The organism is Stenotrophomonas sp. STM01, from assembly GCF_014852135.1.
Classification (GTDB): Bacteria; Pseudomonadota; Gammaproteobacteria; order Xanthomonadales; family Xanthomonadaceae; genus Stenotrophomonas; species Stenotrophomonas capsici.
In genome coordinates, this window is the sequence record NZ_JACVBA010000005.1 from 41,240 (window position 1) to 64,263 (window position 23,024).

Consider the following 23,024-nt stretch of genomic DNA (forward strand, 5'->3'; position numbering starts at 1 on the left):
GTGAGGGGAGGACGGTGGACCAACCGCAATGGTGGCGGTGGTGCATGCCGTGGTGTAGCCCCAGGCAGCCCGGATGGCACGGGCCGGGTACAGGCTGGCACGAACGGTGCGAACCGGCTCAGCCGCGCTGTGCGATGGCCTGATCGAATGCGTCGCGGTGCGACCGGCTCAGCGGCAGCGCGGTGCCATCAAGCAGTAGCAGGGTTGCATCGCCATTGCGGCGGTGCTGGAGCGAACGCACCCGGGCCAGGTTGACGATCACCGCTCGCTGGACCTGCAGGAAGCCGGCGGGGGCCAGCTGCTGGGCCAGACGCCCGATGCTTTCGCGCAGCAGGTGTACCTGCCGGCCCACATGGACGCAGGCGTAGTGGCCGGCATTGTCGATGTAGTCGATGTCGCCGACGGGGATGTACTCAATGCCGGCGCCGTTGCGGATGCAGAGCGGCTGCGGCGTTGAAGGCGGCGGCTGGACCAATTGCCGACGCACGCGTTCCAACGCGAGCGCCAGGCGCATGCCGTCCAATGGCTTGAGCAGGTAGTCCACGGCACCCAACGCATAGGAATCGACGGCGTGCCGCGCGTGCGCGGTGGTGAAGATCACAAGCGGCGCTGGGGCGGGTAGCCGTTGGGCCAGCTGCATGCCGTCCTGGCCGGGCATCTGGATGTCGAGCAGCAGCAGGTCCACCGTCTGGTGCTGCAGCAGATGGCGTGCCTGTTCGACGTCGGCGGCTTCGCCACGGATGTCGATATCGGCGTGCACGGCCAGCAGGTGGCGCAGCTTGTCGCGGGCCAGTGGAACGTCGTCGACGATGAGCGTGCGGATCATGCCGCCTCCCTCCTCGCCGGCATCGGCAGCCGGATGCGGGTGTGGCAATGGCCGGCAGCGCGGTTGACGTCCACCGAGGCGCGGCTGCCATGCAGCGCGTGCAGGCGTTGCCGGCTGGCGTCCACGCCGATGCCCCGCCCGGGAGGCGCGCTGCCGCAGGGGTTGCCGATCACGATCTGCAGGATGCCGTCATCGGCCGTCATCGACAGGGTGATCGCGGCATCCGGCACGGTGGAAGCCTGGGCAAACCGCAGGGCATTCTCGATGAAGGGCTGCAGCAGCAGGCTGGGCACCATCGCCTGCCAGGCATCGGGGTCGGCCTGGAGCTGCAGCGCGATGGGGCGGTCCTGCAGCAACTGCTGGAGCTCGACGAAGGCCATGGCATTGGACACCTCCTCGCGCAGGGGCACGATGGCGGCGTTGTCCAGCAGGGTACGCAGCAGCTCACCGAGCTGTGCCAGCGCGGCATCGGCGCGGGCCGCATCCCGGTAACCCAGGCTGCCGATCGCATTGAGGGCATTGAACAGGAAGTGGTGGTTCAGGCGTGATGCCAACGCCTGCTCACGGGCCTGGGCGAGCAGCTCCCCGCGGCGCCGGTAGCGCTGGATGTAGGCAAGGGTCTGCCCGATCCCGATCACGGCAAAGTAGGTGGGCAGCGCAAACAGGCTCGTGGCCAGCACCGCACGTGGCCAATGGGCCGGCAATGGCAACGCGGCCGGCAGGTGCGACAGCCCATGGCCCAGTACCCAGCCGGCCAGTGACAACGTGGGAATGAGTGGCAAGCCCACCAACAGCAGCTGGCCGATGACGCGGGTATCGCTGTCCATTCCCAGTGGCCAGCGCCGGCACAATCGCCACAGCCCCGGCGTCGCCAGCACCCACGGCAGCTGGATGCCGAGCAGGAAGACGAAGTTCCTGCCCAGCGATGACCAGAAGGGCGTGGTGCCGGCGTCGCTGGTGAGCTGCACCGCTGGAAGCGTGACCAATGCGAGCAGCAGCCAGCCAGCAGCAATCTGCTGCCAGCCGGGGCGGTTGTCCTTGCTCGCTGCCGTCATGGCGCGCGGGAAAATCAGATGATGCGGACGCGGAAACGCTTGCCCTTGATCTTGCCGGCTTCCAGGCGGGCGACGGCCTTGCCGGCCTGTTCGTGGCTGATGGCCACGTAGGAGCGGGTCGGGAAGATGTCGATCTTGCCGATCGCCTTGGCCGACAGTCCCGCATCGCCGGTCAGCGCGCCGAGGATGTCGCCGGCGCGCAGCTTGTCGGTCTTGCCGCCGTCGATGCGCAGGGTGCTCATCGCCGCCTGCGGCAGCTGCGCCGGACGCGCGGTGGCCAGCGGCGTCTTCTGCCAGTTGAGCGGGTTGCCCTGCTGGGCCTCCAGCGCATCGGCGCGGTTGCGCTCGCGGCCGGCCACCAGGCTCATCGCCAGGCCGCTGCGGCCGGCACGGCCGGTACGGCCGACCCGGTGCTGGAAGGTGTCGATGTCGGTGGGCAGCTCGTAGTTCACGACGGCGGCCAGGTCTTCCACGTCCAGGCCACGCGCGGCCACGTCGCTGGCGACCAGCACGTTGCAGCTGCGGTTGGCGAACTGCAGCAGTACCTCGTCGCGGTCACGCTGCTCCATGTCGCCATGCAGGGCCAGCGCGGAGAAACCGAACTGGCGCAGCGAGTTGGCAACCTCGTCCACATCCTTGCGGGTGTTGCAGAACACCACCGCCGATTCCGGCGTGTACTTCAGCAACAGGCCGCCCAAGGCCTTCTGGCGGTGGGCCGGTTCCACTTCGAAGAACAACTGCTGGATCGCCGGGGCCTCGGCCTGGCCGTCGATGGTGACTTCGGCCGGGTCGTTGAGCAGGGCGTGGGCAAGCTCGCGGATCGCCTCGGGGAAGGTGGCCGAGAACAACAGGCTCTGGCGCTCCTTGTGGGTGCGCCCGGCGATCTCGCGGATGGGTTCCTCGAAACCCATATCGAGCATGCGGTCGGCTTCATCGAGGACGAAGCCGCGTACCTGGCCAAGGTTGAGCGCGCGCTTGCGCGCCAGTTCCTGGATGCGGCCGGGGGTGCCGACCACGACGTGCGGGTCCTGCGCTTCCAGCGAGGCCAGCTGCGGGCCCAGCGGCATGCCGCCGGTGAGGATCAGCAGCTTGAGGTTGGGGATGCCGGTGGCCAGCTTGCGCAGCTGCTTGCCGACCTGGTCGGCCAGTTCGCGGGTGGGGCACAGCACCAGCGCCTGGGTGCGGCCGGTGGCCGGGTCCAGGCGGTTGAGCAGGCCCAGGCCGAAGGCGGCGGTCTTGCCGCTGCCGGTGGGGGCCTGGACGATCACGTCGCGGCCTTCCAGGATCGGCGGCAGGCTCGACGCCTGCACCGGCGTCATCGTGGTGTAGCCCAGGGCGTCGATGCCGGGCGCGAGCGCCGGCGACAGGGGCAGGGTAGAGAAGTCAGTCATGCGGCATTTTCGCAGAAAAGCGAGGGCGTTACGCTGACCGAGGCAAAGCCCCCGAAGGTAGGGCAGGTCGAAGCAATGCGAACCGAAGCAAAGCCCCTCTCCCACACGTGGGAGAGGGGTTGGGGTGAGGGCAGCCTCCAGCCGCAGGCGCAAAGCGCCCCCATCCGCCCTTCGGGCACCTTCCCCCGCAGGCGGGGGAAGGGTGCATCACGGCACTCCCGCCGCTGATCGAAGTAAAGCCCCTCTCCCGCTCAGCGGGAGAGGGGTTGGGGTGAGGGCAGCTTCCAGCCGTAGGCGCAAAGCGCCCCCATCCGCCCTTCGGGCACCTTCCCCCGCAGGCGGGGGAAGGGAGCATCGCGGCACTCCCGCCGCTGATCGAAGCAAAGCCCCTCTCCCGCTTAACGGGAGAGGGGTTGGGGTGAGGGCGAGGTTGTGACGCGTGAGGCTACGAGTGCAAAGCGCCCCCTTCCGTCCTTCGGACACCTTCCCCCGCCTGCGGGGGAAGGGAGCATCGCGGCACTCCCGCCGTTGATCGAAGTAAAGCCCCTCTCCCGCTTGGCGGGAGAGGGGTTGGGGTGAGGGCAAGGTTGTGACGCGTGAGGCTACGAGTGCAAAGCGCCCCCCATCCGCCCTTCGGGCACCTTCCCCGCAGGCGGGGGAAGGGAGCGTCACCGCTTCAGAGGATCGCCCTGACGCCCAGATTGATCAGCATGCCGCCTGCCAGCAGCCAGCCAAACAGCAGTACCGCCAACAGCATGGGCTTGGTGCCGGCCTGGCGCAGGGCCGAGACGTGGGTGGTCAGGCCGAGTGCGGCCATCGCCATCGCCAGCAGGGCGGTATCCAGATCCACCAGGGCGCTGACCACGCCGGCCGGGAGCAGGTGCAGCGAGTTGAACGCCACCATGGCGATGAAGCCGAACGCGAACCACGGCACGGTGATCTTCGCGCGCTGGCCGTCGCCGGCCGCTTGCCCGCGGGCCAGCAGCGCCGACAGGCCGACCAGGAACGGCGCCAGCATCATTACCCGCACCATCTTGGTGATGACCGCGGCGTCGGCGGCCGGCTCGCTGATCGCCCGACCCGCGGCGACCACCTGGGCCACCTCATGTACGGTGGAGCCGGTGAACACGCCGAAGGCGGTTTCATCCAGCGGCATCCAGCCGGCATTGATACCCCACTGGTACAGCAGCGGGTACAGGAACATCGCCAGCGTGCCGAAGATCACCACCGTGGCCACGGCCACGGCGACCTGCTCGGCGCGGCCCTTGACCACCGGTTCGGCCGCCATCACCGCCGCCGCGCCGCAGATCGAGCTGCCGGCACCGATCAACAGGGCCGAATTGCGGTCCAGCCCCAGCACCCGGGTGCCCAGCCACCAGGCCAGGGCGAAGGTCGAGCACAGCACCAGGGCGTCGATGACCACGCCGGCGGTGCCGACCTGGCCGATGTCCTGCAGGGTCAGGCGCATGCCATAGAGGATGATGCCGGCGCGCAACAGGGTGGCCTTGGAGAAGCCAACGCCTGCGGCCGCCCAGGGTGCCAGCGCCGGGTAAGCGGTGTTGCCGATGACGATGCCGATCACGATGGCCAACGTCAGGGCGCTGATGCCATGGGCCTGCAGCCAGGGCAGGGTGCCCAGCCAGATCGACAGGCCGGCGATCAGGGCGGTCAGCAGCAGGCCGGGGAGGCGGTTCGGGGTGGGCTGGGCCAGCCCTTGCGTAGCGGTGTTCATAACGACGGGTTATCAGGAGATGGCCCATGCTGCTCCCGGTTTCATCAGCTGTAAAACAGATACTATTCGTATATTCAACCTGTTTTACGGGTAAGTCATGCATCTCTCATTGCGCCAGCTGCAGATCTTCTCCGCCATTGCCGAGGCCGGGACCACCACCGCCGCCGGCGAAGCCATCGGCCTGTCGCAATCGGCGGTGAGTGCGGCATTGAATGAACTGGAAAGCCTGCTCGGGTTGGCCCTGTTCGACCGCATCGGGCGGCGGCTGGTGCTGAACGGGCACGGTCGCGCGTTGCTGCCGGAGTCCCGGGCGTTGCTGGCGGGCATGGCGGACCTCGAGCGGCGCTTCCGCAGCGGGCAGGCGGGGGGCACCCCGGTGCGCTGGCGGGTGGGGGCGAGCACCACGATCGGCAACTACCTGATGCCTTCACGCATAGCGGACTTGCTGGAGAGCAACGGCCAGGCCCATGTCGACCTGGTGATCGGCAATACCCGCGAGATCACCAGCGCGGTGCAGCGCATGGAGGTGGATGTCGGCCTGATCGAAGGGCCGAACCACGAGCCCGGGCTGGACGTGGCCGAATGGATGGACGACGAGTTGGTCATCGTCTTCGGCGAGCGCCATCCCCGGGCGGCGGCGCTGCGTGCCGGCGCGGGCCTGGAGGCGCTGCGGCAGGCCTGCTGGCTGCTGCGCGAACCGGGTTCCGGTACCCGCGAGGCGGCCGAACACGCCTTGTTGCCGCACCTGCATGGGTTTGCCGAAGTACTGCAACTGGGCGGTACCGAGGCCATCAAGCAGGGAGCGGTGGCCGGCCTGGGCCTGGCCTGCCTGTCGCGGCATGCGGTGGCCGACCTGGTCGCGCTGGGCAAGCTGCAGGTGCTGGACAGCCCGTTGCCGCCCCTGCGGCGACGCCTGTGGCTGGTCCGTCACCCCGGCAAACGCGTGCCGGCCAGCCTGCGCCAGCTGCTGGGGTTGCCGGCCGACGTCTTCGCCGACGGCTGACTCCCGTACAATGTGCCGATGCCTTTGATTACTCTGCAGAACGTCGACTACAGCGTCGGCGGCCCGTTGTTGCTGGAAAAAGCCGAACTGTCGATCGAGCCGGGTGAGCGCATCGCCCTGATCGGTCGCAACGGCGCCGGCAAATCCACCCTGATGAAGCTGATGGCTGGCGAACTGAAGCCGGACGATGGCGAAGTGCGCGTCCAGCAGGGCGTGCGCGTCACCCGCCTGGAGCAGGAAGTGCCGCACGGCGCAGCCGGCAGCGTGTTCGACGTGGTCGCCGATGGGCTCGGCGAGCTGGGCCACTGGCTGGCCGAGTTCCACCGCCTGAGCCACGCCGAGGTGTTCGACGGTGATGCAATGGGCAAGGTGCAGGCCAAGATCGACGGTGCCGACGGCTGGGCCCTGGACCAGCGCGTGGCCGAGACCCTGACCAAGCTGGAGCTGGACGGCGAGGCCGAGTTCGGGCGCCTGTCCGGCGGCATGAAGCGCCGCGTGCTGCTGGCGCGCGCGCTGGTGGCCGGTCCGGACGTGCTGCTGCTGGACGAGCCGACCAACCACCTGGACATCGAGGCGATCGACTGGCTGGAAGGCTTCCTCAAGGGCTGGAACGGCTGCGTGGTGTTCGTCACCCACGACCGCCGCTTCCTGCGTGCATTGGCCACCCGCATCGTCGAGATCGACCGCGGGCAGGTCACCAGCTGGCCGGGCGATTGGGAGAACTACGAGCGCCGCCGCGAGGAACGCCTCAACGCGCAGGCCCAGGAGAACGCCCGCTTCGACAAGCTGCTGGCGCAGGAAGAGGTCTGGATCCGGCAGGGCATCAAGGCCCGCCGTACCCGCGACGAAGGGCGCGTGCGCCGGCTCAAGGCCATGCGCAACGAGCGCAGCCAGCGCCGCGAGCTGGGCGGCAACGTCAAGCTGGAAGCAGCCGGCGCGGAGAACTCCGGCAAGAAGGTCATCGACATCAAGGACGTGTCCTTCGCCTTCGGCGAACGGGTGATGATCAAGGACTTCTCGACCACCATCCTGCGCGGCGACCGCATCGGCCTGATCGGCCCCAACGGCAGCGGCAAGACCACCCTGCTGAAGCTGCTGCTGGGCGAGCTGCAGCCGGACAGCGGCGAAGTGCGCCAGGGCACCAACCTGCAGATCGCCTACTTCGACCAGTACCGCGCCACCCTGCGCGAGGACTGGAGCGCGATCGAGAACGTGGCCGAAGGCGCGGACTTCATCGACCTCAATGGCAAGCGCAAGCACGTGCATGCCTACCTGCAGGACTTCCTGTTCACCCCCGAGCGTGCGCGCGCGCCGATCACCCGCCTGTCCGGCGGCGAGCGCAACCGCCTGCTGCTGGCCAAGCTGTTCGCGCAGCCGTCCAACCTGCTGGTGATGGACGAACCGACCAACGACCTGGACGTGGAAACCCTGGAGCTGCTGGAAGAGCTGCTGGGTGATTACACCGGCACCCTGTTGCTGGTCAGCCATGACCGTGACTTCCTGGACAACGTGGTCACCTCCACGCTGGTGCTGGAAGGCGAGGGCAAGGTGGGCGACTACATCGGCGGCTATACCGACTCGCTGCGCCAGCGCCCGGCGCCTGCCATGAGTGGCATGGCGGTGGCCAAGGCCTCGGCGACCGCGCCGGCGGCCAAGCCGGCTGTCCCGGCGGCCGAGGCGGCACCGGCCAAGCGCAAGCTCAGCTTCAAGGACGCGCGTGAGCTGGAACAGCTGCCGGCGAAGATCGAGCAGTTGGAACTGGACGTGGAAGGCCTGACCAGCGCGATGAACGACCCGGCGTTCTATACCCGTTCCAGCGCCGAGGTCACCGCGCACACGCAGAAGCTGGGCAAGGTGCAGGCCGAGCTGGATGCGGCCTACGCACGCTGGGAAGAGCTGGACGCGTGACCTGAGCGCCAGGGGTTTGGCGACCGAGGTCGCTCCTGCACTGTGCAGGAGCTGCCTTGGCGGCGAAGCCGGGGCTCATTCGTCCGCAGGGACGCCGGCGTCGGGCAGTTCGAAGAATGCCCAGAACGGCACGTTCTGTTCTGCCCAGCTGATCGCCGTTTCCGAGAGCACATCCAGCAACGTGTTGAAGTCCTCGGGGCTGTCCCGGCGCAGGTCGGTGGCCTCGCTGAACAGCACCGCGTAGCCGTTGGCGGGCAGCCAGGACAAGTCGCGCAGCGCGTCGGACAGGGCATCCCAGTTGCGGCTCCAACCGGGCGGGAAGTCCAGCTGGGTACCCAGCCGCATCAGCAGGGTGCGTTTGTCGCTGCAGCCTTCCAGGTCCACCCGCAGCACTTTCAGCCCGGCATCGCGGGCCGCCGCGGCCAGGCCGCCGAGGTCGCCGTCGCCGACGCCGTAGACGCCGGCCTGACTGACGTCTTCCAGCCCCATGTCAAAACCGCTGTCGCTCATGGCCGTACTCCGGTGGCGGGGACGCTGAAGCTGCGGAAGCTTTCGTAATGGTCTTCGGTGTAGTACCAGACCTCCGGCGGCGTGCCGCCGGTGACGATGCGTCGGGCGCCACGGTGGTCCAGTCCCGGCGTATCGACGGTGTACTCACGGTAGTAACCGCGCGGCCGCTGCGGCAGTTGGCGTTCGCGGTTGCCGAACACGCTGCCGTCCTGCCGGTGCGGATACGGGCCGCCGCGCTGGATCAGCGCGATGGTGGCGCGTGCTTCGGCCGGCAGGAAGGCCGGCAATGGGTCCGCCGCTGCGCTGGTCCGCTGGACAGGCGATGCGGTGGCGGGCGCATCGGCCGCCTCCTGGGTCAGCGAGGGCGCGAACTGCGGCGGTGCGGGTTGCTGCACCACGCGCATTCCCCACAGCCCTGCGATCAGAAGGACGATGGCTACAACCAGCAGTAACGGCTTGCGCATGGGCAAAGAGGACGTTGGCGGAACAGGCGACGATTATCACGCCAGCGTGCCGTGTTTGTTGAACGGGAGGTTCAGTCGGTCCACTTCACGCCGGGGTAACAATGGCCACGCATGTTGCGTGCAGGTGATCCATGACCCAAGGGCGGGACAAAGTTTCCTTTACACCGGCCTTGGTAAGTTGACCGTTCGTCCCTACCATTCATACCGCACTGTCCGGTTTTTCGGCCGGACGCAGAAACCGGTATCTAAAGGAGATCCCTCATGGCCTACACCCTGCCCAAGCTGCCCTACGCCTACGACGCCCTCGAACCGCATATCGACGCGGCCACGATGGAGATCCACCACAGCAAGCACCACCAGACCTACATCAACAACGTCAACGCCGCGCTGGAAGGCACCGAGTACGCCGACCTGCCGGTCGAGGAACTGGTCAAGAAGACCAAGTCGCTGCCGGAGAACCTGCAGGGCCCGGTCCGCAACAACGGTGGTGGCCATGCCAACCACTCGCTGTTCTGGACCGTGATGTCGCCCAACGGCGGCGGCCAGCCGGTCGGTGACGTGGCCAAGGCCATCGATGCCCAGCTGGGCGGCTTCGAGAAGTTCAAGGAAGCCTTCACCAAGGCAGCGCTGACCCGCTTCGGCAGCGGCTGGGCCTGGCTGAGCGTGACCCCGGACAAGAAGGTGGTCGTGGAGTCCTCGGCCAACCAGGACAGCCCGCTGATGGACGGCAACACCCCGATCCTGGCGCTGGACGTGTGGGAACACGCCTACTACCTGAAGTACCAGAACCGTCGCCCGGAATACATCGGCGCGTTCTTCAACGTGGTCGACTGGAACGAAGTCGAGCGTCGTTACCAGGAAGTCATCGCCTGACGCCGGGCGCCGGTGTCGCCCTCGGGGCGCACCGGCACGGTCAGTATCCAGCGGAAGCCGGGCCGGGAGGTCCGGCTTTCGTCGTTTCAGGGGGTATCGACGGCGGCGTCGTCGAACGGGCGGGTGATGCGCAGGGTGGCCATCATGCCCATCGGCATGGCGGCGCCGGCCTCGCCGGGGGGCAGCACGATGGTCTGCTGCTTGATGTCGGCGAAGCTGCGCACCTGGTAGAGCACATCCATGCCGTGTTCGTTGTTCTCGCTGGGGCGGGCTTCGCTGCGGCGCGCCGAGGGGTTGCGACGCGCCGGCTGGAAGCCCGGCAACTGCCGTACCAGCTCATCGGTGGGCGCGCTGAAGTCGCCCACCACCAGCGATGGCAGGCCCTCGCCGGTGGCGTCCATCCAGGTGCGCAGGTCGGCGGCCTGGTGGCCGCGCGTGATGGGCGTGTCCTCGGTCGGGCGCATCCGCGCGGTGTAGATGTTCAGCCGAGCGCGCTGCAACTGCAGGCGCTGCATGCCGGCGATGGCCGGGGTGCCATCGCCATGCAGCAGGGTGATCCCGTCCTCCAGTGTGGACAGCCGGGTCAATACCGCATTGCCGCGGCGCTGGGCCTGGCTGGGGCGGTCGGCGGAGATGAAGTCACAGCTGTAGCGGAGCTTGCCGCCCAGCCAGCAGGCCGGGTTGCTGGTCTCGCTGTTCTGCTGCACGTCCTGGACCACGATCACGTCCGGATGCAGCTCGGCCAGCAGGCTGGCGATGCGCTCGCGCTCGCCCATCCAGCCTTCGCTGACCGGGGGCAGCCGTACGCTGGCAACCTTGATGACCGGCGCCACTGGCTGGGCCAGCGCCGAGAACGAGAGAACCAGCAGCCCGAAACAGCCCCAACGCAGCATTGCTACGGCTCGAATGGATGAGCCGCCATCGTATTCCCAATGCCGTCTAGGGTTCGTGCATATCCGTAGTTCCAGACCATTCTGCATGCGGTACCAGGCGGTCTGCCGGTACACATGGCAGGTCACGATGCCAGCACGATGCGTTACGCTTGCAACCTTTGTATCAACGGATCGCCTCCAGATGACGACCAGCCACCCCGCCGCCGCAACGCCCAAGGGGCGCATGCCCCGCCAGATCCCCTACATCATCGGCAATGAGGGCTGCGAGCGGTTCAGTTTCTATGGGATGCGCAACATCCTGGTCCAGTTCCTGATCACCTCCACGCTGCTGCAGCACATCCTGGACGCGGATGCGCGCGCGCTGGAAGCCAAGGACCTGATGCACACCTTCATGATCGGCGTGTACTTCTTCCCGCTGCTGGGTGGCTGGGTCGCCGACCGCTTCTTCGGCAAGTACAACACCATCCTGTCCTTCAGCCTGATCTACTGCCTGGGCCATGCGTTCCTGGCGGTGTTCGAGGACAGCCGCATGGGCTTCTTCGCCGGCCTGGGCCTGATCGCCTTCGGCGCGGGCGGCATCAAGCCGCTGGTGGCCTCGTTCGTCGGCGACCAGTTCGACCAGAGCAACAAGCACCTGGCCAAGAAGGTGTTCGACGCCTTCTACTGGATCATCAACTTCGGATCGCTGTTCGCCTCGCTGAGCATGCCGCTGTTCCTGAAGAACTTCGGGCCGTCGGTGGCCTTCGGTATCCCGGGCCTGCTGATGTTCATCGCCACCTTCGTGTTCTGGCTGGGCCGCAAGCGCTACGTGCTGGTCAAGCCGGACATGGCCGATGACCCGAACTCCTTCGGCAAGGTGATCCGCACCGCGCTGTTCGCGCGCAAGGCCGGCCACGGCCGGCCGGGCCTGGTGCTGGCCGGGCTGGGCCTGGTCGCCGCGGTGGTCTCGCTGGCGATGACCCCGGTGCTGGGCTTCGTGATCGCCGCCTGCATCGCGCTGGTGCTGGTGATCGCCGGTGTCGGCGGCGGCGCCTGGCTGCAGCTGGACCGTGCCCGTGGCATCCATCCGGACGAGGCGGTCAACGGCGTGCGCAACGTGCTGCGGGTGCTGGTGATCTTCGCGCTGGTCACCCCGTTCCATTCGCTGTTCGACCAGAAGGCCTCGACCTGGGTGATCCAGGGCGAGGAAATGACCAAGCCGGCCTGGTTCGTCGCCTCGCAGATGCAGGCATTGAACCCGGCGCTGGTGATGATCCTGATCCCGTTCAACAACCTGGTGCTGTACCCGCTGCTGGCCAGGCTGGGCTGGGAGCCGACCGCGCTGCGCCGCATGACCGCCGGCATCGCCTTCAGCGGCCTGGCCTGGATCGTGATCGGTGGCATCCAGGTGGTGATGGACGGCGGCGAGCCGATGTCCATCGTCTGGCAGATCCTGCCGTACGCGCTGCTGACCTTTGGCGAGGTGCTGGTCTCGGCGACCGGGCTGGAGTTCGCCTACAGCCAGGCCCCGCAATCGATGAAGGGCGTGGTGATGAGTTTCTGGAACCTGACCACCACGGTCGGTAACCTGTGGGTGCTGCTGGCCAACTTCGCGGTGCGCAATGATGCGGTGACCACCAACATCGCCACCACCGGCCTGAGTGTGACCGCCTTCCAGATGTTCTTCTTCGCCGGATTCGCCCTGCTGGCAGCGTTGGCCTTTGGCTGGTACGCGCGCCGGTACAAGGTCGTCGACAACTACCGCGCAGCCTGAGCCGAGCCTGACCGCCCATGAACTATCCCGTCACCCTGTTCCTGATCGCCGTCACCGTGCTGGTGTCCTGGATGGCGTTCAACAACCGCAAGCTTGCGGACCGGCTGATCCTGTGGCCGCCGGCCATCGACCGGCACAAGCAGTACGACCGGTTGCTGACCTACGGCTTCATCCATGCCGATTTCACCCACCTGCTGTTCAACATGATCACGCTGTTCTTCTTCGGTCGCGCGATCGAGGGGCTGATGCTGCGGTTGAGCGGGCAGTGGTGGGTGTTCCCGCTGTTCTACCTGTCGGCGTTGCTGGTATCGATCCTGCCCAGCTACCTGAAGAACCAGAAAAACCCGAACTACCTGAGCCTGGGGGCCTCCGGCGCGGTGTCGGCGGTGCTGTTCGCCTTCGTGCTGGTGTCGCCGTGGTCGCTGATCTTCGTGTTCTTCATCCCGGCCCCGGCCGTGCTGTATGCCGTGTTCTACGTGGGCTACAGCATCTGGATGGACAAGAAGGGCGGGGACAACGTCAACCACAGCGCCCACCTGGCCGGTGCGGCCTATGGCGTGATGTTCATGCTGTTGATGTCGCCGGACCTGCTGCAGCACTTCCTGCAGGCGCTGATGAATCCCAGCTTCGGCCGCTGAGGCAGAAAAGGGGGGGCTCCGGGTGCCGGGGCCTTTCCCCGGGAACCTGCGGCCTGGCGGAAGGAACACGCCAGGCACGGCTGCGGCGGTAGATCGTGCGGGCTGACAGGCGTCAGCCCCGGGCGCTTCAGGCCTCGTAGGTCGCCAGCAGGCGGGTGTAGACCTCGTTGTCGATCTTCTCGAACTCCCAGGTGTGGGTGTCGCCGGTCACCGTGAGCTGGAACAGGCCTTCCAGCAGGGTGGCATCGTGGTCGTTGCTCGGGATGGCGCGTTCGTTGTCGTACATGGGGCTGTCCTGGTGCTGTTCTGTCCGTTGTCCGGGTACACAGCAAGAGTCATGCCAGCATTTCTGGCAGGATTGAGCCGCCCCCGGGCTCGCGCCAGGGGCGGGAATGTCGGAAAGTGACGCAATGCGGCGGACGCGGGAGGCCTTTGCGTCATCACGCTGCGTTGACTTTGCGACCCGGTACCTGGAAAAAGGAGCAGGCACATGGCAGCAACGGGAAATGACGGCGCTTCGATCCGGCACGACGCGCACGCGCGTCGCTTCGAAACCCGGGTGGACGGCCATCTGGCCGAGCTGGACTACGTGATGGAAGGCAACACCATGGTCATCACCCATACCGGGGTGCCGGAGGCCATCGGTGGACGTGGCATCGCCGCCGCGCTGACCCGGCATGCGCTGGACCATGCACGCGCCGAAGGCTGGAGGGTGGTGCCGGCCTGCGCCTATGCCGCCGCTTTCATGCAACGTCATGGCGAATACACGGACCTGCTGGGATAATTGGCCCTGCGCGGCCAGGCCCGATCGGGCGGCCATCTCTTCGAGGAAGCACAGGGCATGAACAGGTTTGCACAGGGATCGTATGCAGCAGCGGTGCTGCTGTTGGCATTGGCAGGATGCAAGCGTGAGGACGCGCCGCAGGCGCCGGTAGCGGCAACGCCGGAGGCGCCGGCTGCACCGGTCGAGCAGGGTGCGGCACCGGCCGACCTGCGCGACGTCATCGAGAACACGCCGAGCTATGTGATCGGCATCAGCTACCCGCCCGCCGCGGCCAAGTACCCGGGCCTGGCGCAGGAACTGACGCAGTACGCCGAGCATGCCAAGGCCGAACTGCTCAAGGCCGTGGGCGAACTGGGCAACGACAAGCCGACCGCGCCCTATGAGCTGTCGCTGGCCTTCGACATGTTGGCCGATACCAGCAAGGTCGTCGCGGTGTCCGCCGACGGCAGCAGCTACACCGGTGGGGCCCATGGCCAGCCGCTGGTGGCGCGTTTTGTCTGGTTGCCCGAGCGGCAGAAGCTGCTGCGCGCCGAGGACCTGATCGACGGCGACAAGGGCTGGAAAGCGATCAGCGACTACGCCGAGGACAAGCTGCTGGAGCAGGCGACCGTTCGTGCCCAGGGCGAGGACCTGTCGCCGGAGGAACAGCAGGCCCAGGTGCGCAACCTGGCCAAGATGATCGACGAGGGCACCGCCCCGGACGCGGCCAACTTCGCCCAGTTCCAGCCGGTGATGGACGCCTCCGGCCGCATCAGTGCGCTGCGCTTCGTGTTCGCGCCGTACCAGGTGGGGCCGTATTCCGATGGCACGCAGACGGTGGACGTGCCGGCTGCCGCCCTGCTGCCGTACGTGGCCGCCGATTACCGGGAGTTGTTCGCACAGCCGTAAACCGTGGAGGGCCAGCGATGGATGCAGGGTTGCAACGACGCGTCGAAGCACTGCTGCAGGAAGCGGACGTGGTCCCGGGTGGGACGCGTGCGCAGGATATCGACATCCTCGACCCGCGCTTCTACGCGCGGGTGTTGGCCGATGGCTCGCTCGGGCTGGGCGAGAGCTACATGGAAGGCTGGTGGCGCGCGCATTCGCTCGATGGCTTCCTGACCCACCTGCTGGAGGCGCGCCTGGACGAGCGCGTGCACGGCAGCGGCGAGGTCTGGGATGCGCTCAAGGCCAAGCTGTTCAACCTGCAGAGCGGGCAGGGCAGTTTCGAGGTTGGCAAGCGCCACTACGACCTGGGCAATGACCTGTACCGGGCGATGCTGGGCAAGCGCCTGGTCTACAGCTGCGGCTACTGGCGCCACGCCGATACGCTGGATGCGGCCCAGGAGGCCAAGCTGGACCTGATCTGCCGCAAGTTGCGGCTGCAACCGGGCATGCGCATCCTCGACATCGGCTGTGGCTGGGGCGAGGCGTTGAAGTTCGCGGCCGAGCGCTATGGCGTGCAGGGCGTCGGGGTGACCATCTCGCACGAACAGGCGGTGCTGGCCCGGGAGATCTGCGCCGGGCTGCCGGTCGAGATCCGCCTGCAGGACTACCGCGAGCTGGACGAGCCCTTCGACGCGATCCTGTCGGTGGGCATGTTCGAGCATGTCGGGGTCAAGAACTACCGCACCTACTTCGAGACCGCCCGGCGCTGCCTCGGCGAGCAGGGCCTGTTCCTGCTGCACAGCATCGGCACCAACATCAGCCGCGACCGCACCGATCCGTGGATCGCGCGCTACATCTTCCCCAACTCGATGCTGCCCTCGGCCGCGCAGATCTCCACGGCGATGGAAGGGTTGTTCGTGCTGGAGGACTGGCACAACTTCGGCACCGACTACGACCTGACCCTGCAGGCCTGGCGCGACAACGTGGAAGCGGCCTGGGACGTGCTGGACCCGCGCTACGACGAGCGCTTCCGGCGGATGTGGCGGTTCTACCTGGCCGGTTCGATGTCCACCTTCCGCACCCGGCATTCGCAGTTGTGGCAACTGGTGCTGTCGCCGCGCGGCGTGCCCGGTGGCTACGTGGGTGTCCGCTAGGCGTGTGCTGTTGGCTGTCGACCGCCGATGGCGGCGCCGGCGGGGGGACGCAGTGAAGGGGCAAGGGATGGCGCCGGATCCCGGTGCATTCATGTCCATGAGCAGGAGCTGCCGCAGCCGTTCGAGGTGATTCCTGGTCGGGGCTGGCTGTCCGGCGTGATATTTCATTCACTCATTGATATTTCATTTGTGTATTATATTCGCCAGTCCTGACTCCTTTCCTGGCGATGAGCAGCTTCGACCCCACCGAAATCCGCATCGATGCCACCTGCAACCGGTGGCCGGGTTTCCCGCGCGAACCGGCGGTGCTGGTCCGGCTGGTCAAGGGCATCTACAAGTCGGTCCATGACCACGCCAACGCGGTGCTGCGCGACTTCGACCTCTGCCACGCCGAGTACAACGTGCTGATGATGCTGTACGGCACGCCGGACCGCCCGGTCAGCCCGTCCGAGCTGGCCGGCGCGGCCACCGAGAAGTCGGCCAACATCACCCGCCTGACCGACCTGCTGTGCCGCAAGGGGCTGCTGGAGCGCATTCCGCACCCGGAGGACCGGCGCAAGCTGGACCTGCGCCTGACCCACGAAGGCGTGGCCTGCGTGGAGCGCATGCTGCCGGCCATGTCCGGCCTGCTGCTGCAGCAGGTGGAAGGGTTGAACGAAGCCGAGCAGCACCAGTTGGAAGCACTGCTGAAAAAGATGCTTGCCGGCATCGACGCAATCTGAGGTCGCAATGTCCGCCGTACCTTCCTCCGCCACGCCGAGTACCGGGGCCGCCCCGTGGTACGCGGGCCTGGGTGATTTCCTGAAAGGCGAAGCCGACGCCTGGCTGTTCGTGCTGCGCGTGGCGTTGTCGTTCTTCATCACCGGTTGGCTGGCCATGCGCATGGGCCTGCCGCAACCGGGGACGGCGATGATGACCACCATCATCGTCATGCACCGGCAGAGCGGCATGGTGCTGGCCAAGGGCTTCTACCGCGTGCTCGGCACGCTGGTCGGCGCCGCCGCCGCGTTGGCGATCGTGGCGCTGTTCCCCCAACAGCGCGAACCGCTCCTGCTGGTGATGGCGCTGTGGATCGGTGCCTGCGCCGCCGGCGCGACGCTGCACCGCAACTTCAAGTCATACGCCTTCGTGCTGGCCGGCTATACCGCGGCGATCATCGCCCTGCCGGTGATCTCCACCCATCCGGGCCAGGTGTTCGATTCGGCGGTGGCCCGGATCAGCGAGGTGATGCTGGGCCTGGTGGTCAGCGCGGTGATCAGCGACACCGTGCTGCCGGTGCGCCTGCGCGACACCCTGCGCGCGGCGGTCCGCGGGCAGTACGCCAACTTCCTGGAATTCGTGCGCGAGGCGGTGCAGGGCGAGCTGCCGCGTGAGCGCATGGAACAGGCGCACCTGCGCGTGGTGCGCGATGCGGTGACGTTGGAAGACCTGCGCAGTTCGGTGATCTTCGAAGACCCGGAGGCGCGCGCGCGCAGCCTGCACATCCAGCAGTTCAACCAGCGCTTCATGGCGGCCTCGACCAGCTTCCAGTCCCTGCACCACCTGATCAACCGGCTGATGCGGATGGACAACACCGATGCGGCGCAGTCGTTGGTGGCCCTGTACCAGCCATTGGGCAACGCGCTGCAGTCGGCGGCTTCGCTGGCACCGGAGGCCTTGGCCACGCGCATCCACGCGGTGCACCAGGCCTTGCCCGAGCGCGCCGCACGGCTGCGCGAGGGGCTGGCTGACCGTGCCCAGGCCGAGGACTTCGAGGTGGGCACCGGCCTGCTGCTGCGCTTCACCCATGAGCTCGAAGCGTATGTACAGGCCCGCGCGCAGCTGCTGGACCGGGTGGTGGCCTCCGGCGGCGTGGAGCAGGTGCACTTCGTGCGCGGCAATGACCATGCCGGCGCCGGGCTGGCCTTCATCCGCACCACGGTGACGATGCTGCTGCTGGGTGCGTTCTGGATCGCGACCGGCTGGCCGATGGGCGCCAACGCAATGCTGTTGGCGACTATCTTCTCCGGCTTGTTCGCCACGGTGCCCAACGCCGCACGGCTGACCGTCAGGATGTCCGGCGGCTACCTGCTGGGCCTGGTGGCCGGCTATGCCTGCGAGTTCGAGGTGCTGACCCGGCTCGATGGCTATGCGTTGCTGGTGGCGGGTATCCTGCCGTTCTTCATCGTCGGCCCGTACCTGACCACCCGCCCCAAGCTGGCCGCGCTCGGCCTGGGCTACGCGATGGGCTTCGTCAATATCCTCGCGTTGACCAACCCGATGGTGTTCGACCCGCAGCACTTCTTCAACGACAGCCTGTCGCAACTGACCGCGCTGGCGGCGGCGCTGGTGAGCTTCATGCTGCTGCCCTCGGTGGCCGGTTCGTCGTGGCTGCGGCGGCGACAGATGGCGGCATTGCGGGCGCAGGTGCGCCTGGCCGCGCAAGGGCCACTGCCGGGGCTGCGGCATCGGTTCGAGAGCATGAACAGTGACCTGGTGCACCAGATCGTGGTGCACACCACGCCCGGTAGCGAGGACTCGCGGCGGCTGCTGGCCTGGGCGCTGGCGGTCAACGAGACCGGTCGCGCGCTGATCCACCTGCGCCATGACGTCGCACGCGAGCCCCTGTCCGGCCCGTTGCACCAGCAGGTGGATGCGGCTGTGGCGGCGCTGGCGGACTTCTTCCAGCAGCCGTCCCGCCATGCCTGGTGGCGCGCCGACCAGCAACTGCGGCAGGCCAGTGATGCCGCGCGTGAAGAAGCCGGCCAGCGTGGCGTGGCGCGGCAGGTGCTGCGGCACCTGCGGCTGGTGCGCCTGGCGATGGTCGACGACCACTCGGTGATGGCGACCTACATCGTTGCAACCGACCCCACCCTGGAGGAACTGCCCCGTGCCCATTGAAATCGCCTTCGGCGGCAGCCTGTTCCCCGGCCTGCTGGTGTTGTTCTGCGTGGTCTGCGCCCTGCTGTGGGCGCTGGATGCAGTGGCCGGGCGGCGCGGCTGGTATCGCTACGTGTGGCACCCCTCGTTGTTCCGCATCGCGGTGTTCACCTGCCTGTTTGGTGGCCTAGGCCTGTTGCTGTTCTGAGATTCCCCCAATGACTCCCAAGACCCAATCCCTGCTTCGTTTCTCCCTTACCGCCGTGGTCGTCGTGATCGCGGCCCTGATCGCCATCGCGATGTGGCGCCATTACATGTATTCGCCGTGGACCCGCGAGGGCCGCCTGCGTGCGGAAGTGGTGCGCGTGGCAGCGGACGTCTCCGGGCCGGTGACCGGCGTGTCCGTGCAGGACAACCAGCAGGTCAAGCGCGGCGATGTGCTGTTCACCATCGACGAGGAACGCTACCGCAATGCGCTTGCACAGGCGCGCGGCAACCTGGCCGCGGCGCAGGCCGCCGCGCGTGCCGCCGGTGCCAGCATCCAGGCCGCTTCGGCCGGTGCCGCGCAGCAGAGCGCCAACGCGGCCCGCTACGAGCTGCAGTACCAGCGTCGTGAGCGCATTGCCGGCAGCCTGATCTCCGAGGAATCGCGCAGCGATGCACGCAGTGCCGCGCAGGCCGCCCGTGCCGGGGTCGCGCAGGCGCAGGCCAGCCGGCAGCAGGCCAGTGCGGCCCAGCAGCAGGCCCTGGCGGCGGTGGAGCAGGCCCAGGCCGCGCTGGCGACCGCCGAGCTGAACCTGGAGCGCACCCAGGTGCGTGCGCCGGTGGACGGCTACGTCACCAACCTGGAGGTCCGCCAGGGCGATTACGCCAGTGCCGGCGCCGCGCGCCTGGCGCTGATCGATACCGATTCGTTCTGGGTGTACGGGTACTTCGAGGAGACCAAGCTCTCGCAGCTGCATGTCGGCGACGGCGCGAAGATCGAGCTGATGAGCGGGCAGACCCTGCATGGCCACATCGAGAGCATCGCGCATGGCATCACCGATGCAGACAGCCCGACCGGCACCGACCTGCTGGCCAACGTCAACCCGACCTACAACTGGGTACGCCTGGCACAGCGCATCCCGGTGCGGATCCGGCTGGACGCGGGCACGGTGCATGATGGCATCGTGCTGGCCAACGGCATGACGGCGACGGTGGTGGTGGAGGCGAGGGGCTGAGGCGGCCGCGTTGCGCGCCGACGGCCCTCATCCGCCCTGCGGGCACCTTCTCCCGCGCACGGGAGAAGGCAGCTGCTCGACTCTCCGCAAGTCGTCACGGGTACGGGCGCCGCCAAGGATCGAAGCCGATGACTCTCCCTTCTCCCGCCTGCGGGAGAAGGTGCCCGCAGGGCGGTTGAGGGCGCTTTGCTCCAGCACTAGATGAAGAAACGCCCGGCAGTGCCGGGCGTTTCGCTTTGCATGCGCGGTGAAGCTTACTTCGCGGTCGACCCCGAGGTCAGGCCACGCTTCTCCAGCAGCGGCTCGATCTGCGGCTCGTGGCCAGCGAAGTTGCGGAACAGCTCCATCGCATCCACGCTGCCACCCTTGGACAGCAGGGTTTGGCGGAAATGGTCGCCGTTGGCGCGCGACAGGCCGCCGTGCTCGCGGAACCACTTCTGGGTGTTGGCGTCCAGCACCTCGGACCAGATGTAGGCGTAGTAGCCGGCCGAGTAACCGCCCATGATGTGGCTGAAGTACGGGGTCTTGTAACGCGGCGGGACCGGCGCGTAGTAGATGCCGTCCTTGACCAGCGCTTCATGCTCGAACTTCATCACGTCCTGCGGTGCCGGCACGTCGCTGACGCCGATCTGGTGCCAGCGCTGGTCCAGCATCGCCGCGCCCAGGTACTCGGTGGTGGCAAAGCCCTGGTTGAACTTGGATGCGGCGATCACCTTGTCCAGCAGCGCCTGCGGCATCGCCGAACCGTTCTGGTAGTGCTTGGCGTAGTTGGCCAGGATGGTCGGCTCGTCGGCCCACATCTCGTTGACCTGCGACGGGAACTCGACGAAGTCACGCGGCACGGCGGTGCCCGAGAAGTACGGGTACTTCACGTTGGAGAACATGCCGTGCAGGGCGTGGCCGAACTCGTGGAAGGTGGTGTTCACCTCGTCCCAGGTCAGCAGCGTCGGCTTGCCCGCCGGCGGCTTGGGGATGTTGAGGTGGTTGGCCACCACCGGCTTGTCGCCGGTCAGCGCGGACTGCGAGACGTAGGAGTTCATCCAGGCGCCACCGCGCTTGGACTCGCGCGCATACGGGTCGAAGATGAAGATCGCCAGCTGGCTGCCGTCGGCATCGAACACGTCGTAGACGGTGACGTCGTCGTGGTAGACCGGCAGATCGGTACGCTGCTTGAAGGTCAGGCCGAATTCCTTGCCGGCGGCGAAGAACACGCCGTCTTCCAGCACGCTCTTGAGCTCGAAGAACGGCTTGAGCTGGGATTCGTCGAAGTCGTACTTGGCCTGGCGCACCTTCTCGCTGTAGAAGGCCCAGTCCCAGGGCTGCAGTTCGAAGGTCGGCTTGCCGGCGGCCTTCTGCTCGGCGTCGATCATGGCCTGCAGGTCGCCGGCCTCGCGCTTGGCATTGGCCACCGCGGCCGGGGCCAGCTGGCCGAGCATGGCATTGACCGCTTCCGGGGTCTTGGCGGTCTGGTTGCCCAGCGAGTAGGCGGCGAAGTTCGGGAAGCCCATCAGCGCGGCCTTCTCGGCGCGGATGGTCATGATGCGCGAGACCAGCGCGGTGTTGTCGTACTCGCCCCCCTTGCTGCCGCGCGACACCGAGGCTTCGTAGATGCGCTGGCGCAGCGCGCGGTTGGTCAGGTTGGTCAGCGCCGGCTGGCCGGTGGTGTTGAGCAGGGCGATGACGTACTTGCCGTCCAGCTTGCGGGCCTTGGCGGCTTCGGCGGCAGCGGCGACCTGCTCGGTGGACAGGCCATCGAGCTGGGTGACGTCATCGACGACGATGTAGGACGCGTTGACCTCGGCCAGCACGTTCTGGCTGAAGCGGGTGCCCAGGTTGGCCAGCTCGGCGTTCATGTCCTTGAGCTTGGCCTTGTCGGCGTCGGACAGCTTGGCGCCGGCGCGGACGAAGTTGTCGTAGTACTTCTCGACCAGGCGCAGGCCCTCGGCATCCAGGCCCAGCTTGGCGCGGTCGTTGTAGAGGGTCTCGATGCGGCTGAACAGCTTGCCATTGAGGTTGATGGCGTCGCTGTGGGCGGCGAACCGGGCCGAGTAGTCCGCCTGCAGCTTCTTGCGCGCGTCGTTGGTGTCCGCGCCGATCAGCGCGAAGAACACGGTGGTGGCGCGGTCCAGGATGGCGCCGCTGTTCTCCAGCGCGATCAGGGTGTTGTCGAAGGTCGGTGCGGCCGGGTTGTTGGCGATCGCCTCCACTTCCTTCAGCTGCTGGGCCATGCCTGCGTCGAATGCCGGGGCGAAGTCGCTGTCCTTGATCTTGTCGAACTGCGGGTAATGCAGCGGCAGCGTGCTTTCGGCGAAGAACGGGTTGGCCTGCTGGGCGGTCTGGGCGGTGGCGGCGTGGGCAGTCACGCTGTAGGCCGGCAGGGCAAGGCCCAGGGTCGCGGCAAGGGCAAGGGCAAGGCGGGTATTCAAGTCGGAAACTCCGGATAAGACTGATCGGAAAGGGTAACCCGGGGCGCAGGGCAGGGGGTGTGCCGAACGGCATGGGCGACGCCGTTGGCGCATGTTGGCCGCCGATGAGACCGTGATGACGTAGGCTTGCAGGCTCATTCCGGAGGTGCAGCCATGACCAGTGCATACGATTTCCAGACCACGGCGCTGGATGGGCAGCCGCTGGCGCTCGATGGATTCCGCGGCAAGGTGCTGCTGCTGGTCAACACCGCCTCCAAATGCGGATTCACGCCGCAGTACGAAGGGCTGGAGCGCCTGTGGCGTGAACTGGGGCCGCAGGGCCTGGTGGTGATCGGCTTCCCCTGCGACCAGTTCGGCCACCAGGAGCCGGGCGAAGCCGGTGAGATCGCCAGCTTCTGTGCGCTCAACTACGGGGTGAGCTTCCCGATGTCGGGCAAGATCAAGGTCAATGGCCCGGAGGCCCATCCGCTCTGGCACTGGCTGCAACGGCAGAAGCGCGGGGCGCTGGGCATCGGTGCGATCAAGTGGAACTTCAGCAAGTTCCTGGTTGGCCGCGACGGGCAGGTACTTGCCCGCTACGCGCCGACCGCGCGCCCGGAATCGCTGGAAGCGGATATCCGCGTGGCACTGGGCTGAGCCGCCGGATACGACAACGGCTGGATCCCCGC

The 23,024-nt window shown here is 67.3% G+C and carries 22 protein-coding genes; 13 read left to right on the forward strand and 9 right to left on the reverse strand.

All coding sequences use genetic code 11. The features are described from left to right. Nucleotides 1–118: 118 nt before the first annotated feature. The 4 genes from IB227_RS17280 to IB227_RS17295 all read right to left on the reverse strand — a co-directional run bounded on the left by IB227_RS17280 (nt 119) and on the right by IB227_RS17295 (nt 5,004). Complete coding sequence (locus tag IB227_RS17280; protein ID WP_192288412.1) at nt 119–826, reverse strand: LytTR family DNA-binding domain-containing protein; 708 nt, start codon at nt 824–826, stop codon at nt 119–121. Continuing rightward, nucleotides 823–1,881: a histidine kinase gene (locus IB227_RS17285; protein WP_192288413.1), complete on the reverse strand. Its 1,059-nt coding sequence runs from the start codon at nt 1,879–1,881 to the stop codon at nt 823–825. The genes IB227_RS17280 and IB227_RS17285 overlap by 4 nt, the downstream gene beginning before the upstream one ends. Nucleotides 1,882–1,895: 14 nt before the next feature. Continuing rightward, a complete protein-coding gene (gene dbpA / locus IB227_RS17290; protein WP_192288414.1) occupies nt 1,896–3,272 on the reverse strand; it encodes an ATP-dependent RNA helicase DbpA in 1,377 nt (458 codons plus the stop codon). 676 nt (nt 3,273–3,948) lie between these two features. Continuing rightward, nucleotides 3,949–5,004 (reverse strand): YeiH family protein, encoded by a 1,056-nt coding sequence (locus tag IB227_RS17295; protein WP_192288415.1) that lies wholly within the window; start codon nt 5,002–5,004, stop codon nt 3,949–3,951. Between the two features lie 97 nt (nt 5,005–5,101). Here IB227_RS17295 and IB227_RS17300 point away from each other — a divergent pair, with 97 nt between their 5' ends. Then, entirely contained in the window at nt 5,102–6,007 is a 906-nt protein-coding gene (locus IB227_RS17300; protein WP_192288416.1) for a LysR family transcriptional regulator, read from the forward strand. 18 nt (nt 6,008–6,025) lie between these two features. After that, the gene (locus tag IB227_RS17305; protein ID WP_192288417.1) at nt 6,026–7,915 is read left to right on the forward strand and encodes an ATP-binding cassette domain-containing protein; all 1,890 of its coding nucleotides are present in this window, start codon (nt 6,026–6,028) and stop codon (nt 7,913–7,915) included. Between the two features lie 75 nt (nt 7,916–7,990). Here the strand turns inward: IB227_RS17305 and IB227_RS17310 are convergent, their stop codons facing one another. Together IB227_RS17310 and IB227_RS17315 are read right to left on the reverse strand one after the other, a co-directional pair. After that, nucleotides 7,991–8,425: a barstar family protein gene (locus tag IB227_RS17310; protein ID WP_132864202.1), complete on the reverse strand. Its 435-nt coding sequence runs from the start codon at nt 8,423–8,425 to the stop codon at nt 7,991–7,993. Then, nucleotides 8,422–8,889 (reverse strand): ribonuclease domain-containing protein, encoded by a 468-nt coding sequence (locus tag IB227_RS17315; RefSeq protein ID WP_192288418.1) that lies wholly within the window; start codon nt 8,887–8,889, stop codon nt 8,422–8,424. Before IB227_RS17315 ends, IB227_RS17310 begins: the two co-directional genes overlap by 4 nt. A 261-nt stretch (nt 8,890–9,150) precedes the next feature. On the opposite strand from IB227_RS17315, the gene IB227_RS17320 reads away from it, so the two are divergent. Continuing rightward, nucleotides 9,151–9,762 (forward strand): superoxide dismutase, encoded by a 612-nt coding sequence (locus IB227_RS17320; RefSeq protein ID WP_192288419.1) that lies wholly within the window; start codon nt 9,151–9,153, stop codon nt 9,760–9,762. A gap of 86 nt (nt 9,763–9,848) precedes the next feature. Here IB227_RS17320 and IB227_RS17325 read toward each other — a convergent pair whose 3' ends face one another. Beyond that, nucleotides 9,849–10,655, reverse strand: coding sequence for an endonuclease/exonuclease/phosphatase family protein (locus tag IB227_RS17325; RefSeq protein WP_192288420.1), 807 nt, complete (start codon nt 10,653–10,655; stop codon nt 9,849–9,851). A gap of 127 nt (nt 10,656–10,782) precedes the next feature. Between IB227_RS17325 and IB227_RS17330 the strand changes: the two genes are divergently transcribed. Further along, on the forward strand, nt 10,783–12,408 hold the full coding sequence (locus tag IB227_RS17330; protein ID WP_343237555.1) for an oligopeptide:H+ symporter: 1,626 nt from the start codon (nt 10,783–10,785) through the stop codon (nt 12,406–12,408). Nucleotides 12,409–12,425: 17 nt separating this feature from the next. Further along, a complete protein-coding gene (locus tag IB227_RS17335; RefSeq protein ID WP_192288422.1) occupies nt 12,426–13,046 on the forward strand; it encodes a rhomboid family intramembrane serine protease in 621 nt (206 codons plus the stop codon). 127 nt (nt 13,047–13,173) lie between these two features. Here IB227_RS17335 and IB227_RS17340 read toward each other — a convergent pair whose 3' ends face one another. Continuing rightward, nucleotides 13,174–13,332, reverse strand: coding sequence for a hypothetical protein (locus IB227_RS17340; RefSeq protein WP_165931161.1), 159 nt, complete (start codon nt 13,330–13,332; stop codon nt 13,174–13,176). 204 nt (nt 13,333–13,536) lie between these two features. Here IB227_RS17340 and IB227_RS17345 point away from each other — a divergent pair, with 204 nt between their 5' ends. From IB227_RS17345 to IB227_RS17375, 7 genes are all read left to right on the forward strand, one after another. Next, nucleotides 13,537–13,830 carry a GNAT family N-acetyltransferase gene (locus IB227_RS17345; protein WP_132864197.1) on the forward strand — a complete coding sequence of 98 codons (294 nt, stop codon included), beginning with the start codon at nt 13,537–13,539 and terminating at the stop codon, nt 13,828–13,830. 57 nt (nt 13,831–13,887) lie between these two features. Next, a complete protein-coding gene (locus tag IB227_RS17350; RefSeq protein WP_132864196.1) occupies nt 13,888–14,718 on the forward strand; it encodes a DUF3298 and DUF4163 domain-containing protein in 831 nt (276 codons plus the stop codon). Between the two features lie 17 nt (nt 14,719–14,735). Further along, the gene (gene cfa, locus IB227_RS17355; RefSeq protein ID WP_192288423.1) at nt 14,736–15,851 is read left to right on the forward strand and encodes a cyclopropane fatty acyl phospholipid synthase; all 1,116 of its coding nucleotides are present in this window, start codon (nt 14,736–14,738) and stop codon (nt 15,849–15,851) included. 227 nt (nt 15,852–16,078) lie between these two features. Continuing rightward, nucleotides 16,079–16,573 carry a MarR family transcriptional regulator gene (locus IB227_RS17360; protein WP_192288424.1) on the forward strand — a complete coding sequence of 165 codons (495 nt, stop codon included), beginning with the start codon at nt 16,079–16,081 and terminating at the stop codon, nt 16,571–16,573. A 7-nt stretch (nt 16,574–16,580) separates the two neighbouring features. Beyond that, nucleotides 16,581–18,731 carry an FUSC family protein gene (locus tag IB227_RS17365; RefSeq protein ID WP_192288425.1) on the forward strand — a complete coding sequence of 717 codons (2,151 nt, stop codon included), beginning with the start codon at nt 16,581–16,583 and terminating at the stop codon, nt 18,729–18,731. After that, complete coding sequence (locus IB227_RS17370; RefSeq protein WP_132864192.1) at nt 18,721–18,918, forward strand: DUF1656 domain-containing protein; 198 nt, start codon at nt 18,721–18,723, stop codon at nt 18,916–18,918. Before IB227_RS17365 ends, IB227_RS17370 begins: the two co-directional genes overlap by 11 nt. A 10-nt stretch (nt 18,919–18,928) precedes the next feature. Next, nucleotides 18,929–19,930: an HlyD family secretion protein gene (locus IB227_RS17375; RefSeq protein WP_192288426.1), complete on the forward strand. Its 1,002-nt coding sequence runs from the start codon at nt 18,929–18,931 to the stop codon at nt 19,928–19,930. 254 nt (nt 19,931–20,184) lie between these two features. On the opposite strand, the gene IB227_RS17380 is transcribed toward IB227_RS17375, so the two are convergent. Next, complete coding sequence (locus IB227_RS17380; RefSeq protein WP_192288427.1) at nt 20,185–22,356, reverse strand: M3 family metallopeptidase; 2,172 nt, start codon at nt 22,354–22,356, stop codon at nt 20,185–20,187. 153 nt (nt 22,357–22,509) lie between these two features. Here IB227_RS17380 and IB227_RS17385 point away from each other — a divergent pair, with 153 nt between their 5' ends. After that, the gene (locus IB227_RS17385) at nt 22,510–22,992 is read left to right on the forward strand and encodes a glutathione peroxidase (protein ID WP_192288428.1); all 483 of its coding nucleotides are present in this window, start codon (nt 22,510–22,512) and stop codon (nt 22,990–22,992) included. The last annotated feature ends 32 nt before the right edge of the window (nt 22,993–23,024 follow it).